Below are 18,051 nucleotides of genomic sequence, written 5' to 3' on the forward strand. Positions count from 1 at the left end.
CGACCCTTCGAGACGCGCGCAAGAGCGCGCTCCTTAGGGTGACGGGTCAGGGTTTGACGTCAGCCTTAAACCTCCATCACCGCCGTCACCGGCACGTGGTCCGACGGGCGCTCCCAGCCGCGGGCGTCGCGGGTGATCTTGAAGTCGCTGACGTGATCCTTCAGCGCGCGCGAGACCCAGATGTGATCGAGCCGGCGGCCGCGGTCGCCGGCGGTCCAATCGGCGGCGCGGTAGCTCCACCAGGTGTAGACCTTTTCCGACATCGGGATCCGCTCGCGCGCGATGTCGAACCATTCGCCATGCGCCTGCGCCGCGAGCAGTTTCTCGGTCTCGATAGGCGTGTGCGAGACCACCTTCAACAGCTGCTTGTGCGACCAGACGTCGTGCTCATGCGGCGCGACGTTGAGGTCGCCGACCAGGATGTGGCGGGCGTCACCGCGCGGATGCAGCGGCTCGCACGCCTTCATCTCGTCGAGGAATTGCAGCTTGTGCTCGAACTTCGGATTAAGCGCGGGATCGGGAATGTCGCCACCGGCCGGCACGTAGAAATTATGCAGCACCACAGGCTTTGCGAGCTGCGCCTTTTCTCCGAAGGACACCGAAATGTGCCGCGAATCGATCTTGTCGCAGAACGTCCGGATGTCGGTCGTCTCGAACGGCAGGCGCGAGACGATGGCGACGCCGTGATAGCCCTTCTGTCCGTTCAGGGCGACGTGCTCATAGCCGAGCCGCTTGAAGCGCTTCAGCGGAAACGCATCGTCGATGCATTTGGTCTCCTGCAGGCACAGCACATCCGGCCGCGCGCTCTTCAGGAATTTGGCGACGATGTCGATGCGCAGGCGCACCGAGTTGATGTTCCAGGTGGTGACGGAGAACCGCATGAGAGCTGCGTCTTAGCACGGTTCTCGCGGCGGATTGGCGCGTTGTCCACAAGCAAGGATCGTAGGGCGGGTTAGCCGTAGGCGTAACCCGCCGTCCATCCGCGCAAGTGCGGCGGGTTACGCTGCGCTAACCCGCCCTACGCATCTCGCCTAGCCCGGCGACGAGCCCGGATAGGTCGTGAAGTCGATCTTGAACAGCCCCGGATCGGGCTTCTGCGTCGCGTCGAGATTGTAGACCGCAACTGTGGTGTCGTAGCCTTGCGGGTCGGTGACGGTCCACTGCTTGAGCTTGCCGTCCTTGGCGCCGACCATCAGCAGGAAGCGGCTGGTGCCGACCAGCGCCTGCTTCTCCTCGATGGTGATGCTGACGAACACGTCATCGGCGGTGACGCTGATGACGTTGGTGTCCTTCATCAGGTCGATGCGGTCCGACAGCAGATAGCGCAGCGGGGTCTGCGACAGTGGATAGACGTCCTGGGTAGCGAGCCTGCGGTCGCGCACCGCGACCGACGAGCCGTCGGCGATCACCTCGATCGGGCTCGGATCGTCATATTCGAAGCGCAGCTTGCCGGGCTTCTGGATGTAGAAGTCGCCCTTGGTCTTGCTGCCGTCGGGGCCGACCTGGACGAAATTCCCGACCAGCGTCTGCAGCGACGACAGATAGGCCGAGACCTTGGCGGCCTGCGCCTTCTGATTGGCGTCGAAGGTCTGGAAGATGTTGGCGGGGACGTTGCGGCGCGGATCGGGAATCACCGGGTTCGGCGGTGCCTGGGTGGCGCCGGTGGTGGTCGGGCCCTTGTCCGCATTGGTCTGCGCGCCGGCATCCTTCGCAGCGTCCCTGGCCTTCGGCGCAGCCTTCGGTGCCGCGTTGGGTGCGGGCTTCGGCGCCGGCGTGTTCTGCGCGGTTGCGGCGCCGGCGATCGCGGCGGCGGCGAGAACAGCCAGCGCGGTGCGCATGCCGCGGTCAATGAGGTGATTTGCCATCAGATATGTCAGGTCTCTGTTCGACGCTCGTCCCGCTTGGTCGGATTTTATCCCGCCTCTTCCGAGGGAGATATGGTTTTTCCGTGATGATCGCCCCCGATCAGAACTGGCCTTCTTCTTCCCCGACCAGGATTTCGCGCTTTCCGGCGTGATTCGCCGGGCCGACAATGCCCTCAAGTTCCATCCGCTCCATCAGCGAGGCGGCGCGGTTATAGCCGATCTGCAGGCGGCGCTGGATGTAGGAGGTCGACGCCTTGCGGTCGCGCTTGACGATCGCAACCGCCTGCGTGAACAGATCGCCGCCGCCGTCGCCACCCATGCCGGTGGCGTCGAACACGGCGCCGTCCTCGTCGGTCGGCTCTTCCGCGGTAACGGCTTCGAGGTATTCGGGTTGGCCTTGCGTCTTGAGGTGACGCACCACCTTCTCGACTTCCTCGTCGGATGCGAACGGGCCATGGACGCGGCTGATGCGGCCGCCGCCTGCCATATAGAGCATGTCGCCCTGGCCGAGCAGCTGCTCGGCGCCCATCTCGCCCAGGATGGTGCGGCTGTCGATCTTCGACGTCACCTGGAAGGCGATGCGGGTCGGGAAGTTCGCCTTGATCGTGCCGGTAATGACGTCGACCGACGGACGCTGCGTGGCGAGGATCACATGCAACCCGGCGGCGCGCGCCATCTGCGCGAGGCGCTGCACCGCGCCTTCGATGTCCTTGCCGGCGACCATCATCAGGTCGGCCATTTCGTCGACGATGATGACGATGTAGGGCAGCGGCTCGAGGTCGAGCTTCTCTTCCTCGTAGATCGCCTTACCGCTCTCCTTGTCGAAGCCGGTGTGCACGGTGCGGGTCAGCTCCTCGCCCTTGCCCTTGGCTTCGACGAGACGCTGGTTGTAGCCGTCGATGTTGCGCACGCCGAGCTTGGCCATGCGCTTGTAGCGCTCTTCCATCTCGCGCACGGCCCATTTCAGCGCCACCACCGCCTTCTTCGGATCGGTGACGACGGGCGTCAACAGATGCGGGATGCCGTCATAGACGGAGAGTTCGAGCATCTTCGGGTCGACCATGATCAGGCGGCACTGATCCGGGCGCAGCCGGTAGACCAGGCTGAGGATCATGGTGTTGATCGCGACCGATTTGCCCGAGCCGGTGGTGCCGGCGATCAGCATGTGCGGTGTGCGCGCAAGGTCGATGATGACGGGATCGCCGCCGATCGTCTTGCCGAGGCACAGCGGCAGTTTTGCCACCGAATCGACGCTCTCCTTGGCGACCAGCAGTTCGCGCAGATAGACCTTCTCGCGATGCGCGTTCGGCAGCTCGATGCCGATCGCATTGCGGCCGGCGACGACGGCGACGCGAGCCGACAGCGCGCTCATCGAACGCGCGATGTCGTCGGACAGCCCGATCACGCGCGACGACTTGATGCCAGGCGCGGGCTCGAGCTCGTACAGCGTGACGACCGGGCCAGGATTGGCCTTGACGATCTCGCCGCGCACGCCGAAGTCCTGCAGCACGCCTTCGAGCGCACGCGAATTGGTTTCCAGCTCGGCCTTGCTCAGTGGCTGGCGGTCGCTCGCCTTCGGCGCACTGAGCACGGAGACCGACGGCAGCTCGAACTTGTCGGAATTCTTCTTCTTCGGCTTCGGCTCGGCCTTCTTGCGCGGGGCGCGGGCGGCGGGAGCTTCCTCCTCGTCGTCTTCTTCCTCGTCGTCGAAGGCTTCGTCCTCGTCATGATCGTCGTCTTCGGCGGCGGGCGCGATCGACGGCGCGGTGCGGCCGGCGCCGATATTGGGCTCCTGGCGCTCGAACGCCGCCGTGCGACCCTGCGCTCCGCTCGACACCAGCGATCTGTAGGCGGTGGTGAACAACCAGCCGAGCCGGGCCTTGGTACTCATCACCGCGTGAAACAGCCAGCCCAGCGAGACCGAGCTGCGGTCGCTGTCTTCCTCCTCGACGAACGGCTCGTCGTCATCGGTGATCGGCGTCAGCTCGTCGTCTTGCTCCTGGGCGCCCCAGCCGCAGGCGAACAGGAAGGCCGCCGCCATCGCGACGAACAACACCAGGCCGAGCACGACGCGATAGATGAAGCCGGGCGGGCCGAACACCACGGCGGGTGCGCGCAGCAGCGCGTCGCCGACGACGCCGCCGAGCCCTGTCGGCAGCGGCCATGAAGTGTTGTGTGGCCAGCAGCTGGCAAAGCCGGCCGCGATCACCGTGCACAGGATCCAGCAGCCGAGCCGCAAGGCCTCGCGGTCGAACGGACGGTGCGTCAGCATCCGCCAGCCCCAGACAGCCACCGGCAGCAGCAGCATGATCGCGCCGAGCCCGAGGATCTGCATCAGGAGGTCGGCGCCGATCGCGCCGGGATAGCCGAGCACGTTGCGGATCGCGCGCGAGGTGGCGTGGCTCAGCGACGGATCCTGCACCGACCAGGTCATCAGCGCGGCAGTGATGGCGCCGGACAGCGCGATCAGGCCGAGCCCGGTCAGTTCGCGCAGCCGTCGCGCCAGCGCCTCGCGCAACGAGAGCGGCAGATGGCCGACCAGGGGGATGACACGTTCGATCGCTGGCATACTCAATCTTCGCGCTTCGCGATTAACCCAGGGTTTCGACCAGGCGATGCATCGCCTCGGCCGTCGATTCACTGTCGGAGACCAGCGCAAGGCGGATATAGCCCGCGCCCGGATTGGAACCGTCGTTCTGTTCGCGCGCCAGATAACTGCCGGGAATCACGCGGACGCCGGCGTCGCGATAGAGCCTGACCGCCGCGGCCTCGTCGCCGCCGCGTTCCGAGACGTCGAGCCAGACGCAGAAGCCGCCGGCGGGACGCTTGTACCCGTAGCGGTTGCCGAGGATCTGGTCGGCGAAATCGAACTTGATGCGATAGAGCCTGCGATTCTCTTCGACATGCGCCTCGTCGCTATAGGCGGCGACCGCGACATGCTGCAGCGGCACCGGCACCTGCGGTGCGGCGACATTGCGCAGCTCGTGGAACGCGGCCAGGAACTTTCGATCGCCGGCGGCGAAGCCGACGCGCATGCCCGGCAGGTTCGAGCGCTTCGACAGCGACTGGAACGCGACGACATTGGTAAAGTCGGGACCGCCACATTCCAGAATGCTGCCCGGCGCCTCGCGGGTGTAGATCTCCGAATAGCACTCGTCGCTCAGGATGATGAAGCCATGGCGATCGGCGAGCTGCTTCAGCCGCGTGAAATAGGCGCGCGAGGCGACCGAGCCTTGCGGATTGGCGGGCGAGGCGATGAAGAACGCCACGGTGCGCGCCAGCGTCGCCTCATCGATCGAATCGAGGTCGGGCAGAAAACCGTTGGCGAGCGTGGTCGGCAGATAGATCTGCTCGCAGTCGGCGGCGCGGGCGCCGGCGCCATAGGCCGGATAGAACGGGTTCGGCATCAGGATCGCCGGCCGGCCCTTGCGCTGTGAGACGTAGCGCGACGCAGTGATTGCGGCGAAGAACAGCCCCTCGCGGCTGCCGTTCAGCACCATCACCTCGCTCTCCGGATCGACCGGCCGCGCCAGTTGGAACCGGCTTCCCAGCCAGGTCGCGACTGCGCGGCGGAACGGCTCGATGCCCTTGGCGATCGGGTAGCGGCCGAACTCGGCGGTGTGCTTGGCGAGCACCGGCCCGACGAATTCCGGCACCGGGTGCTGCGGTTCGCCTAATGACAGCGTAATCAAGGGCTTGGCGGGTTGATACGGCGCCAGCAACTCGGTCGTACGCAAGAACGGGGAACGCTCGGCCTGGCCGGCGGAGGCGACATCGCCGGCGCCCTGCGCCAGGCCGGATGAGGCGGTCATTGCCATGGTTGAAATGCCAGCACTTTCACTGCGGTCGGGGGTGAGGGGGACCCGACCGTAAACCGATCAAATCACCATAGATAGGGCGAGGTTAAGACGCGATTAACCATCGGCGCCGCGGCACGATGTGCCGGCGCGTGATATCAGCGCTGGCCGCGCAGAACCGCACCGAAATTGCACCGAGACATGATTCACCGCCGCGCCATCAGGGCCCTCATCATCACGGGCGAACGCGAGGTCCTGCTGATGCGGATTCGCCCGCCGCACGGCGGCGACAGTTTTTGGATCGCACCGGGCGGCGGCATCGAGGGCGACGAGACGCCGGAAGCGACCTTGAAGCGGGAACTGGCCGAGGAATTGGGGCTGACCGAATTCGCGCCAGGCCCCGCCGTCTGGCGGCGTCACCACACCTTCAATTGGGGCGGCCGTCGGATATCCCAGAAGGAAGAATACCGGATTGTTCACGCTGACAGATTCGCGCCTGTGATGGCCGACAAGGTCGAGGCGAAAGTGCTGGATTGCTTTCGCTGGTGGCCGATCGCTGATCTGTCCGAAGCGCGTGAGCGGCTCACACCGCTTTCACTCGCCGGTATCCTTGAAAGATATCTGCGCGATGGAGCACCCGGCGAGCTGCCGGCCGAAGAAGTCCTGATCGACTGAAACGCCCGCCGGATACTGTCGCGGCTTCGAGCTATCCACGGTCCTTCGCGCCGGCGAGTCACGGTCCGTCCTCTCCTTCCCCCTGCAAGGGGGAAGGTCGGGATGGGGTCAGCCGCAGGCGACCGTGTAGGTGGAGAGAGCAGATCCCCACCCGCTTTGCTCTGACGAGCAAAGCGACCTCCCCTTTTCAAAGGGAGGTTAGCTGCGGGCGCTCGTCATGCCCGGGCTTGACCGGGCATCCATCAATTAGGCAAGAGTCTTGGGAAGCGGGATGGATGGCCGGGTCAAGCCCGGCCATGACGACCGCAGGAACATCGGCACAGCGCGCGCCTTAGCGCGCCGGCAGCTTCTCGAATGACGGCTTGCCGTCGGGCACATGGTGGAAGGTCTGCTTGTCGCAGGTGTAGATCGTCATCTGCGGCGTGAACACACTGGGGTCGTCGAAGGTGCCGACCTTCAGGATCGTGGCGGGCAGTCCGGGCACCTTGGTCACGAGATGCGTGCCGCATTCGGGACAGAACTCGCGCGTCACGGCGCGCTCGAGGTCCTTGCGGGTAAACTGCTTGGGCTCGCTGGCGGTGTATTTGAAGCCGGTGGTCGGCATCGCCAAGAACATGTTCGGTCCGCCACCGGTGATGTACTGGCATTCGCGGCACAGGCATTGCGCCGCCATCATCGGTTCGCCCTCGGCCTCATAGCGCACGTTGCCGCAATAACACCTGCCTTGCACCTTCATGACGTCCTCCGGTCTTTGTTGTCTGTTTTGTTGTCCGTAGCCTGTCTTTCCACAATGGCAGGCAATTCCGACATTATTTTCTCAATGGACGTAAAAAGAAAGGGGCTCCAACTTGCGCTGGAGCCCCTCAACGGTCCGGACATTGCCGGGTATGTGCCCGAACCGTAGTTCTGGGAACGACCGCTTGGGGAGGTCGCGCCCCGGGAGAACTCACATGTTGTAGGCGCGCTCCGTGTGCTCGGTGATGTCGAGGCCTTCACGCTCGGTCTCGACGTTGGCGCGCAGGCCGACGATCACGTCGACGATCTTGTAGAGGACCGCCGAGCCGATGCCCGACCACACCAGCGTGGTGGAGACGCCCCAAACCTGGGAGATCATCTGCGCCGCGAAGTCGTAATCGGCAACCTTCGGCGGGATCGCGGTGTAGTCGATGATCCCTGCACCGCCGAGCGCCGGGTTGACCAGGATGCCGGTGCCGAGCGCGCCGATGATGCCGCCGACGCAGTGGACGCCGAACACATCGAGCGAGTCGTCATAGCCGAGCGCGTTCTTCACGACCGTGCAGAAGAACAGGCAGACCACGCCGACCACGAGGCCGAGCACGATGGCACCCATCGGACCGGCGTAACCGGCCGCCGGGGTCACCGCGACGAGGCCCGCGACCGCGCCCGAGAGCGCGCCGAGCAGCGAGGGATGGCCCTTGATGATCCATTCCGCGAACATCCAGGCCAGCGCCGCCGCGGCAGTCGCCACGAAGGAGTTGGTCATGGCGAGCGCAGCACCACCATTGGCTTCGAGGTTCGAACCGGCGTTGAAGCCGAACCAGCCGACCCAGAGCAGCGAGGCGCCGATCATGGTCATGGTCAGCGAGTGCGGAGCCATCAGCTCCTTGCCGTAGCCGGTGCGCTTGCCGATCAGCAGCGCGCCGACGAGACCGGCGATGCCGGCGTTGATGTGCACGACGGTTCCGCCCGCGAAGTCGATCGCACCCTTCTTGAAGATCCAGCCGGCATCGGCGTTGACCGCGTCGAGCTTGGCCTGCGCCGCGGTCTTGGCCGCACCGTCAGCCGCAGCGGCGAGCGCCTTGGCGGCATCCTGGATCGCGTCCGGGCCAGCCCAGTACCAGACCATGTGCGCGATCGGGAAGTAGATCACGGTGACCCAGATCGGGATGAACAACGCGATCGCCGCGAACTTCATGCGCTCGGCAAAGGCGCCGACGATGAGGGCCGGCGTGATCGCCGCGAAGGTCATCTGGAAGCAAACGTAGACCAGCTCCGAGATGTTGGCGTCGACCGAGAAGGTCGCAGCCTTGGAGTCCGGAGTGACGCCCATCAGGAAGGCCTTGGAGAAGCCGCCGATGAAGTCGGATCCGCCGGTGAAGGCGAGGCTGTAGCCGTAGAGGGCCCAGAGCACGGTGACGATGCAGACGGTGTAGAACACCTGGGCCAGCACCGAGAGCATGTTCTTGGAGCGGACCAGACCGCCATAGAACAGCGCGAGGCCGGGGATGGTCATCAACAGCACGAGCACCGTCGAGGTCAGCATCCAGGCGTTGTCGCCCTTGTTGACGGTTGGCTCGGCGTAGGCGGCGGTCGCGGCGAAGAGGCCGACTGCGAGGGCCGCCAGTCCCGCGCCATAGGGACGCTTGAACGTCATGTTATTTCACTCCTGAGGTCTTAAGGTTTGAGCGCGAAATCAGAGGGCCGCGGCATCGGCCTCGCCGGTGCGGATGCGCACGGCGTGCTCGAGGCTGATGACGAAGATCTTGCCGTCACCGATCTGTCCGGTCTTGGCGGCGGAGGTGATGGCGTCGATGGTCTTGTCGACCTGATCGGAGGCGACTGCGACCTCGATCTTGATCTTGGGCAGGAAGCTCACGGCATATTCGGCGCCCCGATATATTTCCGTGTGCCCCTTCTGGCGGCCGTAGCCTTTGACTTCCGTCACCGTGAGACCGTGAACGCCAATGGCGGTCAGGGCGTCACGGACCTCTTCCAGCTTGAATGGCTTAATGATCGCCATAACAATTTTCATGAGTCCTATCCCCGCTTGGGCCCGGCGCGAACGAACGCCGGGAGTTTCGACTGAGGTTCACCACGCGGAGGACATTCACTACGCGGGCACAGCCAGGACCCTTAGAATCAAATGCCGTGCCAAACGGCGGGGGTTCGCTAATGGATTATGAATCAGGACCTTTTCCCGCTTTGCCGGGGGAATGTGCCCCTGCGCTATTCCGTCGCGCCTAAAATATAATCAGGTCTGTCTAATTCGGAAGCAGGTCAGGGTCTGGACACAATTCTGCCCAGCGGCGGGGCAGGGTTAGGTATTTAAATAAGGTATTGCCGGGCCATTAGGCGGCGTCCCGCGCTGCAAAGACCTTGTCGATCAGCCCCCATTCGAGCGCCTGCTCCGCCGACATGAAGTGATCGCGGTCCAGCGTTCGTTCCACATCGGCCTCGGAGCGCCCGCAATGCTGCGCATAAAGCCGGATGATGCGCCGCTTGGTCGCCTGCATCTCGGTGGCATGGATCAGGATGTCGGACGCCTGACCCTGGAAGCCGCGAGCGGCTGATGGACGTGGAGGCTGGCGTTCGGCAGCGCCGCGCGGTGACCGGGTTCGCCGGACATCAGCAGGAACGATCCCATGGAACGCGCGGTGCCCATGCACAGCGTGTGCACCGGCGCCTTGATGAACTGCATGGTGTCGTACATCGCAAGGCCGCTGGTGACCACACCGCCATACGAGTTGATGTAGAGGTTGATCGGCTTGTTCGGGTTGTCGGCCTCGAGGAACAGAAGCTGGGCGCAGACCAGTCCGGACATCGCATCATTGACCTCGCCGTTGAGGAAGATGATGCGTTCGCGCAGGAGCCTGGAATAGATGTCGAAGGACCGTTCGCCGCGCGCCGACTGCTCGACGACCATAGGGACGAGTTGCATCATGTCGCGCATCGGCGACCTCCCATGTCAGTAGATGATGAAGCTTGTGATCAGGCCGCGCGCATCAGGCAGCGGCCGTTGCTGTTGGCTGCGCGCGGCCGCCTATCGCTGACGTCGCAGGCTTCCTGAATGATGCGAAACCGGGTGCCGCCGGCCTCGTTCGGCTCGATCCGGAAGGTGACATGGCTTTCGCGAAACGGCGGCCTGGAATCGCGCAGGCGATAGCGCACTTCTTCACCTGCCACCGACGATTCGGGTTCGGCTCCTGACAGATCGCAATCGGGCAGCCAGCGTTCGCGCAGCGCTGGAATGGTTACCGCGCGCCATACCTTTTCGGGCGGCGCATCGAGTTGGTATTCGAGGACAAGGGCGGCGTCGGCGTGCTCAGGCTCAGCTGTGTCGCTCATTGATCCATGTCCTTCAACAGGTCGGAGAGCGCTTCGATGCGCTTCGGCCAATAGGCGCGGTAGCGGGCAAGCCAGGTCCCGATGCTGGCGATCCCGTCCGGGTCGACTTCATAATTCACGAAGCGGCCCTGCCGCTGTTCACGCACCAACCCCGCCGCGCGCAGCACCGCCAGGTGCTGCGACATCGCCGGCTGGCTGATCTGAAGTCCGTCGCGCAAGGCGCTGGCATTCAGACTGCCGCCTGCCAGCTTCTCGAAGACCTTGCGGCGGGTCGGATCGGCCAGCGCCTTGAAGATATCGGTGTCGACCATGACAACACATAAGCACATACTTATGTGTCGTGCAAGCCTGAACTGGCTGAACCGGGCGCCGGACGCCTACTGCAGCGCCTCGCCGTGCTGCGAGATGTCGAGGCCCTCGAGCTCCTGCTGCATCGAGACCCGCAAGGGGACGAAGGCGCTGACCAGTTTGAGCAGCACGAAGGTGACGCCGCCGCACCAGACCAGCGTGGCGACGACTCCGTAGAGCTGGATCAGGAGCTGGTTCGGATTGCCCTCGAGCAGGCCGGCCGTGCCGCCGATCGCCGACGCTGCGAAAACGCCGGCGAGTAGGGTGCCGGTCAGGCCACCGATGCCGTGGACGCCGAACACGTCGAGCGAATCGTCATACTGGAAGCGATGCTTCAGCCAGGTGCAGGCCCAGAAGCAGACCAGGCCGGCGATGATGCCGATGATGATGCCGTGCCACGGCGCGACGAAACCGGATGCCGGGGTGATGGTGCCGAGCCCTGCGACCGCACCCGAGATCATGCCGAGCACCGAGGGCTTGCGACGCGTCGCCCATTCGATCGCGCCCCAGGTCAGCGCGCCCGCACAGGCCGCAAGGTGGGTGGCGGTGATCGCCATCACCGCGCGCGAATTGGCGGCGAGTGCCGAGCCGCCATTGAAGCCGAACCAGCCGACCCAGAGCAGGCCGGTGCCCATCACAGCGAGCGAGAGATCGAACGGCGACAGATTATCGCTGCCATAGCCGTGCCGCTTGCCCATCACCTTGGCCGCGACCAGGCCGCTGATTCCAGCGGACAGATGCACGACGAGGCCGCCGGCAAAATCCAGCACGCCGATCTGCGCGAGGACGCCGCCGCCCCACACCCAATGCGCCAGCGGCACATAGGCGAAGACGAACCAGCCGATCGAGAACAGCACATAGGCGGAGAACCGCATGCGGTCGGCGACCGAGCCTGCGACCAGCGCCACGGTGATGATCGCAAACGTCATCTGGTACAGCATGAACAGCGCTTCGGGGATGGTCTTCGCCGCCGGATTGACGCTGTCGATGGTGATGCCGGCCATAAACCAGCGGTCGAGCGAGCCGAGCCATGGACCGTCGCCGACGAAGCTCAGCGAATAGCCGAAGGTGACCCAGAGGATCGAGACGATCGCAACGGCCGTGAGGCTCTGCGCCATCGTCGCCAGCACGTTCTTCTTGCGCACCATGCCGGAATAGAACAGCGCAAGCCCCGGGATCGTCATCATCAGCACCAGCGCGGTGGCGACGATCATCCAGGCGGTGTCGGCGCGGTTGATGCCGGAGGCGTTGGCGCCGGGATCCTGCGCGAAGGCCGGCGTGGCCCATGCGAACAGGATTGCAGCATTGATCGGCGCAGCGGATATCGCTGCACGAAGAGCTCGTGCCCCCATCATCATTCCCCGGCGTGTCGTGGTTTCTTGACGTGATTTATTGGCGTGTGGATTTGGCGCGCGCCGGCATCGTTGCCGGCGGCGATCTCGATTGAGCTTCAGAGCGCGTCGTTGTCGGTCTCGCCGGTGCGGATGCGCAGAGCGTGGTCGATCGGCGTCACGAAGATCTTGCCGTCGCCGATCTGGCCGGTGCGGGCGTTCTGGGTGATGACGCTGACCGCCTTTTCGGCGAGCTCGGTATCGACGGCGATCTCGATCCGGAGCTTTGGCAGGAAATTCACGACATATTCGGCGCCGCGATAGATCTCGGTATGGCCCTTCTGGCGGCCATAGCCCTTCACCTCGGTCACCGTCATGCCATGCACGCCGATCGCGGTCAGCGCCTGGCGTACCTCATCGAGCTTGAACGGTTTGATGATCGCGACGACGAGTTTCATGGCTCAGGCCTTCATTCCCTTGAGGTTTTCCGTGCGCGCCCGTCCCCGAGCCGGCGCGTGCCGTACCCGTGGGCTTGCACGTGCCGCCGCCCGGAGCGGCAAATTGCCATCCCGGGCCGGCATTTCGCGTCCGCCAAATCTGGCAGCTTTCTGGGCAAATGGCATAAAAAAGTTGCAGGTTGAAGCGGAAAACATGCGCAGCGGGTGAGCGCCGTCACTGTACGGAATGGAAACGCTCGGCCACAATGTGGCTTTCCCGCCCCGGCCAGCGGTCCTTGCTGGCCCGTTCTCGCCACAGCGCGTGCACTCGCGCCCCGAGGAAACAGAAAATGTCGAACCGAAACTGGTTTTATGCATCCGAAGGCCAGCAGAAGGGCCCTTTGCCTGAAGCTCAGCTCCGCGACCTGATCACCCGTGGCATGGTGGGGGCCGATACCCTGGTGTGGACCGAGGGCATGGCCGGCTGGCAGAAGGCCGGAGAGATCCCGGGCCTGGTTCCGAGCGTGGCGGGCGCGCCGCCGGCGTTTCCGCAGGCCGGACCGCCGCCGGTGGTGGCATCCGGAAGCTACAGCGGAGGCGCGCTGTCGGCCGACTTCCCGATCTGGGGCCTGTTCGGACGCAGCCTCCTGATGTTCATCGGCCAGATTTTCGTGATCCCCGCGCCGTGGACCGCGACCGCCCTGTATCGCTGGTCCATTCCCCACATCCGCGTGCCGGGCCGGCCGAATCTCGGCTTCACCGGGCAGCCGCTCGATATTTGGTACGTCTTTATCATCCTCGGCTTGCTGACCTACTCCAGCGCGGCCAACAGCACGATCGTTTCGCTGCTTTCCCTGGCGGTGCAGGGCTTCCTGAGCTGGATGATCGTCCGCTGGATCACAGGCCGTCTCAGCTCGAACGGCCAGGAGCTGCCGATCTCTTTCAAGGGCAGCCCGGCCGTCTATGTTGGCTGGTATGTGCTGATGGTGATCTCGGCCATCACCATCATCGGCTGGGCCTGGGTGATGACCGCCTGGATGCGCTGGATCTGCCGCAACATCGAAGGCACCCGCCGCGAGGTCACCTTCAATGCGACCGGGCTCGAGGTGCTGTGGCGAACCATCGTGTTCGCGGTCGGCTGCAGCTTCCTGATCCCGATTCCGTGGGTGCTGCGCTGGTACGCGAACTGGATCATCTCGCAATTCGCGCTGACCGAGCGCGGCGCCTACGCCAACACGTAAGCTCGCAGGGCGCTCCCTCTCTTCGTCCTTGCGGGGAGAGGGGCGCTCGCGAAATGCCGACTTTCTCACCCCCGCCAACGGTCCCGCTGGCCTGTTTCCGCTGGTGCGCCGCCTCGAGGAAACGAAATGTCGAACCGATCCTGGTTTTATGCATCCGAAGGCCAGCAAAAGGGCCCGTGTTCGGACGCCGAACTCCGCAACCTCTTCGCCAGGCGAAAGGTGAGCGCGGATACGCTGGTCTGGAGCGAAGGGATGTCGAGCTGGACCAAAGCCGGTGACGTCCCCGGCCTCCTGAACAACGCGCCACAGCCAACGAAGGCCTTCGGTCAAGGCGCGGCCCGGCTGGATCCATCATTCGGCAATGGCGACGCCCCGCTCGGCCAAACCCTGGGAACGGGGAAAATCCAGGAACTGGACATCACCCTCGGGAGATTGCTGAAGTTCTACTGGCTGTTTCTTTGGCGGTCGTTTCTCGGATCAGTCGTGATCGGCTTTGTGCTCGGATTCTTCATCGGCTTTGGGTTGAGGCTGTTCGGTGCGCCGCCATCCCTGACAAAAACCATGAGCAGCCTGGCCGGCGCCGTCGTTGGCGTGGTCTGGTCGATTGTCTGCCTGCGGATGGCGTTCGAAAAGAAATACAGCGACTTTCGAATCGCATTTGTGCCGCGCGACACCGGGCACGATTGATCGCGCGGACGAGGCGGCGTGGCGCAATCTCTATTTGCGTTCGCGCACCGAGCCCTCTTGCGCGACGGACGCCACCAGCGTGCCGTCGGGCTTGAAGATCAAGCCGCGGGTCAGGCCGCGGCCTGACTGCGCGCTCGGCGAATCCTGCGCGTAGAGCAGCCATTCGTCGGCGCGGAACGGGCGGTGAAACCACATCGCGTGGTCGAGGCTTGCCGGCATCATGCGCCGGTCGAACAGCGTGCGGCCGTAGCGCGCCATCACGGCATCAAGCAGCGAGAAATCCGACGCATAGGCCAGCGCGCATAGATGCAGCGCCGGATCGTCGGGCAGTTTCGCCGCGGTGCGGATCCAGACATGGATGCGGCCGTCGTCGATCTGCTGGCCGAAATAGCGGCCGAGCTCGACCGGGCGCAGCTCGATCGGCCGGTCGCTCTCGTAGTAGCGGCGGATGAACTCCGGCATCTCCTTGAACATCGGCTGCTTCGAGACTTCCTCCGCGGTCAGCTTCTCCGGCGGCGGCACGTCGGGCATCTTCTCCTGATGATTGAAGTTGCTCTCCTCGTCGGCATGGAACGACACCATGATGGAGAAGATCGCGTTGCCGTGCTGGATCGCGGTGACGCGGCGCGTGGTGTAGCTCTTGCCGTCGCGCAGCCGCTCGACCTGGTAGATGATCGGGATCTGCGGATCGCCGGGCAGGATGAAATAGCAATGGATCGAATGCGGCAGGCGCCCCTCAACGGTGCGGCAGGCCGCCACCATCGCCTGGCCGATCACCTGGCCGCCGAACACGCGCTGCCAGCTCGTCTTCGGGCTGTTGCCGCGGAACAAATTCACCTCGAGCTGCTCGAGATCGAGGATGGACAATAGGTCGATCAGGCTCTTGGACATGGGGGCTTTCGTTGTCGTCTCGGCGTCATTCCGGGGCGATGCGCCAGCATCGAACCCGGAATCCCGAGATTCCGGGTTCTCGCTTCGCGAGCCCCGGAATGACCGTCGGGCTTGTTTCTGCCCCCTGTTTCGCCCAGCTATTATCAGGTAGCAAGCACAGTCTGAGAGCGCAGCGCGCGTAAAGGAACGGCATGCCGGCACAACGTAGTATTGTCATCTGCGGGGGCGCATTTGCTGGGTTGGCGCTGGCCGTGGCGTTGCGCCAGGGACTTGGGCCGGACATCCCGGTCGTTGTGGCCGATCCGGCGCTCAGCCAGCGCCCGAGCCGCGATCCGCGCGCGACCGCGATCGTGGCGGCCTGCCGGCGGCTGTTCGAGACCCTTGGCGTCTGGGGGCAGGTCGCGCCCACCGCGCAGCCGATCACGGACATGGTCGTGACCGACTCCAAGCTGGAGGATGCGACGCGTCCGGTGTTCTTGACCTTTGCCGGCAATGTCGAGCCCGGCGAGCCGTTCGCCCATATGGTCGAGAACCGCTATCTGATCGATGCGCTGGCGACCCGCGCCGAGGCCGAGGGCGTCGAGCTGCGTGCCACCGCGGTGTCGTCGTTCGAATCACGGCCCGATGGCGTCACCGTGACACTGGCCGATGGCACCGTGATCGATGCGAGCCTGCTGGTTGCAGCCGACGGCGCGCGGTCGAAGCTGCGTGAGCGCGCCGGGATTGCGACCCATGGCTGGGACTATGATCAATCCGGCATCGTCGTCACCGTCGGGCATGAGCGCGCGCATCACGGCCGCGCCGAGGAGCATTTCCTGCCCGCCGGCCCGTTCGCGATCCTGCCGCTGACCGGCAATCGCTCGTCGCTGGTGTGGACCGAGACCCGCAAGGACGCCGCGCGGATCATTGCGTTGAACGACGAGGAATTCCACGCCGAGCTCGAGCAGCGCTTCGGCCTGCATCTCGGCGAGATCAAGGCGCTCGACAAGCCGCGTGCGTTCCCGCTCGGCTATTTCGTCGCGCGTTCCTTCATCGGCGAACGGCTGGCGCTGATCGGCGACGCCGCGCATGTGATCCACCCGATCGCGGGGCAGGGGCTCAACATGGGCCTGAAGGACGTCGCGGCGCTGGCCGAGGTCGTGGTCGATGCGGCGCGGCTCGGCATCGATCTCGGACAGGCCGACGTGCTCGAGCGCTATCAGCGCTGGCGGCGCTTCGACACGATGGCGATGGGCGTCGCCACCAATTCGCTGAACTTCCTGTTCTCCAACGAATCGACCCTGCTGCGCACCGTCCGCGACATCGGATTGGGCCTCGTCGACCGTGCGCCGCCGTTGAAGGAGATGTTCATCCGTCAGGCGGCGGGGCTGTCCGGCGAGGTGCCGCGGCTGTTGAAGGGCGAGGCGCTGTAGCGCCTGAGGCAATCATTTCTGTGAAATGAATCCCGCCACCGCGTCGATCAGGTCGGGGTCGAGCGGCCGCTCCGGCTGATTGTAGCTCGCCACATCGTCGGTCGCGTCGGTGACGTCGACCAGCACGTGATTCATATCCGGCAGCCACAATGATTTGGCCGCGACGTCGGCGGTGGTGAGCGCGAGGAAGTCGAGCCGCGCCAGCTGATGATCGCGGCCGCCGGCGATGATCAGTGTCGGCCCGGTGATCTTTCGCATCGGATCGATCGGATCCTCGGTGAAGCCGGATGCGATCGCGGGCTGCATCGCGGGCGCGATCGCAAGCCCCGCCGGCGGCGGGTCGACGATCCGCCCGGCCATGATGTCATCGATGGCCTTTCCGATCGGCGCGAATTTGTCCGGCGGCAGCCGCTTCTCGAGCTGCGCCTTCAACAGGTCGCCCTGCTTGCGCGCCGCCGTTGCCAGCAGCACCAGCCGGTCGACCGGCCCGCGCTGTGCGGCGAGGATCGCGACCATGCCGCCTTCGCTGTGCCCGACCACCGCAACACGAGAGAATCGGCCGCTGCCGCGCAGATAGTCGATCAGCGCCGCCGCGTCGCCGACGAAGTCCTTGAAGCGAAAGTCCTCGGGACGACCGAATTCCTTCTTCCACTCGCTGGCGCCACGCTTGTCGTAGCGCAGTGTCGCGATGCCGCGCGCGACCAGCTGCTCGGAGAGTTTTTTCAGCGTTGCCGGCTTGAGCTGCGGCCCGTTGCCGTCGTGATCAGTCGAGCCGGAGCCGGCGATCAATAACGCCACCGGCGGCTTTGCGATGTCAGGCGGGACCGTCAGCACCGCGTCAATGGGGCCGATGCGCAGCCTGCTCTCGTCAGCTGCGGCGCTCGCCAGCGAGACGAGCAGCAGCAGCCATGTGACGAGGATGCGCATTTGGTCCTCTTATCGGAGCATGATCTTTTCGGAAAACCGCTTCACACTTTTCCGGATCATGCTCTAGTCGATCTTGCGCGCCTCTTCCGGCAGCATGATCGGGATGCCGTCGCGGATCGGATAGGCGAGTTTTGCGGACCGCGAGATCAGTTCCTGCCGCGCGGCGTCGAATTCCAGCGGCCCCTTGGTGATCGGGCACACCAGGATTTCGAGCAGCTTCGGGTCGGCGGTGCTGTCGAGATGGTCGGTCGTGGAATTCATTGCGGTCTCCGACTGGAGCGTTTTCGAGCGAAGTGGGCACCGGTTCGCGTGAAGAAAACGCGTCAGAATAAACTAGCCATCGTGTAGCACAGG

18 protein-coding genes and 1 pseudogene are annotated in these 18,051 nt (G+C 64.7%); 4 read left to right on the plus strand and 15 right to left on the minus strand.

Annotated elements, in window-relative coordinates; genetic code table 11:
• Positions 1 to 65: 65 nt before the first annotated feature.
• The 4 genes from G6P99_RS01215 to G6P99_RS01230 all read right to left on the minus strand — a co-directional run bounded on the left by G6P99_RS01215 (position 66) and on the right by G6P99_RS01230 (position 5,683).
• The gene (locus G6P99_RS01215) at positions 66 to 881 is read right to left on the minus strand and encodes an exodeoxyribonuclease III (RefSeq protein ID WP_029080952.1); all 816 of its coding nucleotides are present in this window, start codon (positions 879 to 881) and stop codon (positions 66 to 68) included.
• Between the two features lie 150 nt (positions 882 to 1,031).
• Entirely contained in the window at positions 1,032 to 1,838 is an 807-nt protein-coding gene (locus tag G6P99_RS01220; RefSeq protein WP_035976813.1) for an outer membrane lipoprotein carrier protein LolA, read from the minus strand.
• A 127-nt stretch (positions 1,839 to 1,965) separates the two neighbouring features.
• Complete coding sequence (locus G6P99_RS01225; protein WP_029080950.1) at positions 1,966 to 4,440, minus strand: DNA translocase FtsK; 2,475 nt, start codon at positions 4,438 to 4,440, stop codon at positions 1,966 to 1,968.
• Between the two features lie 16 nt (positions 4,441 to 4,456).
• Positions 4,457 to 5,683 carry an aminotransferase class I/II-fold pyridoxal phosphate-dependent enzyme gene (locus G6P99_RS01230; RefSeq protein ID WP_029080949.1) on the minus strand — a complete coding sequence of 409 codons (1,227 nt, stop codon included), beginning with the start codon at positions 5,681 to 5,683 and terminating at the stop codon, positions 4,457 to 4,459.
• Between the two features lie 180 nt (positions 5,684 to 5,863).
• Here G6P99_RS01230 and G6P99_RS01235 point away from each other — a divergent pair, with 180 nt between their 5' ends.
• Positions 5,864 to 6,337 (plus strand): NUDIX hydrolase, encoded by a 474-nt coding sequence (locus tag G6P99_RS01235; RefSeq protein ID WP_029080948.1) that lies wholly within the window; start codon positions 5,864 to 5,866, stop codon positions 6,335 to 6,337.
• Between the two features lie 331 nt (positions 6,338 to 6,668).
• On the opposite strand, the gene G6P99_RS01240 is transcribed toward G6P99_RS01235, so the two are convergent.
• The 8 genes and pseudogenes from G6P99_RS01240 to G6P99_RS01275 all read right to left on the minus strand — a co-directional run bounded on the left by G6P99_RS01240 (position 6,669) and on the right by G6P99_RS01275 (position 12,560).
• The gene (locus G6P99_RS01240; RefSeq protein WP_029080947.1) at positions 6,669 to 7,073 is read right to left on the minus strand and encodes a GFA family protein; all 405 of its coding nucleotides are present in this window, start codon (positions 7,071 to 7,073) and stop codon (positions 6,669 to 6,671) included.
• Positions 7,074 to 7,283: 210 nt separating this feature from the next.
• The gene (locus G6P99_RS01245; protein WP_029080946.1) at positions 7,284 to 8,732 is read right to left on the minus strand and encodes an ammonium transporter; all 1,449 of its coding nucleotides are present in this window, start codon (positions 8,730 to 8,732) and stop codon (positions 7,284 to 7,286) included.
• A gap of 39 nt (positions 8,733 to 8,771) precedes the next feature.
• Positions 8,772 to 9,110, minus strand: coding sequence for a P-II family nitrogen regulator (locus G6P99_RS01250; protein ID WP_029080945.1), 339 nt, complete (start codon positions 9,108 to 9,110; stop codon positions 8,772 to 8,774).
• A gap of 316 nt (positions 9,111 to 9,426) precedes the next feature.
• Positions 9,427 to 10,028, minus strand: a pseudogene (locus G6P99_RS01255) (ATP-dependent Clp protease proteolytic subunit).
• A gap of 38 nt (positions 10,029 to 10,066) precedes the next feature.
• Positions 10,067 to 10,423, minus strand: coding sequence for an SRPBCC family protein (locus tag G6P99_RS01260; RefSeq protein ID WP_029080944.1), 357 nt, complete (start codon positions 10,421 to 10,423; stop codon positions 10,067 to 10,069).
• Positions 10,420 to 10,734, minus strand: a complete 315-nt coding sequence (locus G6P99_RS01265; RefSeq protein WP_029080943.1) for an ArsR/SmtB family transcription factor — start codon at positions 10,732 to 10,734, stop codon at positions 10,420 to 10,422. Before G6P99_RS01265 ends, G6P99_RS01260 begins: the two co-directional genes overlap by 4 nt.
• A 66-nt stretch (positions 10,735 to 10,800) precedes the next feature.
• Complete coding sequence (locus G6P99_RS01270) at positions 10,801 to 12,123, minus strand: ammonium transporter (RefSeq protein WP_029080942.1); 1,323 nt, start codon at positions 12,121 to 12,123, stop codon at positions 10,801 to 10,803.
• Between the two features lie 98 nt (positions 12,124 to 12,221).
• Positions 12,222 to 12,560, minus strand: coding sequence for a P-II family nitrogen regulator (locus tag G6P99_RS01275; RefSeq protein ID WP_029080941.1), 339 nt, complete (start codon positions 12,558 to 12,560; stop codon positions 12,222 to 12,224).
• A gap of 329 nt (positions 12,561 to 12,889) precedes the next feature.
• Here G6P99_RS01275 and G6P99_RS01280 point away from each other — a divergent pair, with 329 nt between their 5' ends.
• Complete coding sequence (locus G6P99_RS01280; protein WP_029080940.1) at positions 12,890 to 13,780, plus strand: DUF4339 domain-containing protein; 891 nt, start codon at positions 12,890 to 12,892, stop codon at positions 13,778 to 13,780.
• A gap of 126 nt (positions 13,781 to 13,906) precedes the next feature.
• Positions 13,907 to 14,467, plus strand: a complete 561-nt coding sequence (locus G6P99_RS01285) for a GYF domain-containing protein (protein ID WP_029080939.1) — start codon at positions 13,907 to 13,909, stop codon at positions 14,465 to 14,467.
• Between the two features lie 30 nt (positions 14,468 to 14,497).
• On the opposite strand, the gene tesB is transcribed toward G6P99_RS01285, so the two are convergent.
• Entirely contained in the window at positions 14,498 to 15,358 is an 861-nt protein-coding gene (tesB, locus tag G6P99_RS01290) for an acyl-CoA thioesterase II (RefSeq protein WP_029080938.1), read from the minus strand.
• Positions 15,359 to 15,549: 191 nt separating this feature from the next.
• Here tesB and G6P99_RS01295 point away from each other — a divergent pair, with 191 nt between their 5' ends.
• Positions 15,550 to 16,770, plus strand: a complete 1,221-nt coding sequence (locus G6P99_RS01295) for a ubiquinone biosynthesis hydroxylase (protein WP_029080937.1) — start codon at positions 15,550 to 15,552, stop codon at positions 16,768 to 16,770.
• A gap of 12 nt (positions 16,771 to 16,782) precedes the next feature.
• On the opposite strand, the gene G6P99_RS01300 is transcribed toward G6P99_RS01295, so the two are convergent.
• Together G6P99_RS01300 and G6P99_RS01305 are read right to left on the minus strand one after the other, a co-directional pair.
• A complete protein-coding gene (locus G6P99_RS01300; protein WP_029080936.1) occupies positions 16,783 to 17,697 on the minus strand; it encodes an alpha/beta hydrolase family protein in 915 nt (304 codons plus the stop codon).
• A gap of 63 nt (positions 17,698 to 17,760) precedes the next feature.
• Positions 17,761 to 17,958, minus strand: coding sequence for a Trm112 family protein (locus G6P99_RS01305; protein WP_029080935.1), 198 nt, complete (start codon positions 17,956 to 17,958; stop codon positions 17,761 to 17,763).
• Positions 17,959 to 18,051: the final 93 nt, after the last annotated feature.

Origin of the sequence: Bradyrhizobium sp. 6(2017), from assembly GCF_011058295.2 — a bacterium.
GTDB lineage: Bacteria > Pseudomonadota > Alphaproteobacteria > Rhizobiales > Xanthobacteraceae > Bradyrhizobium > Bradyrhizobium septentrionale.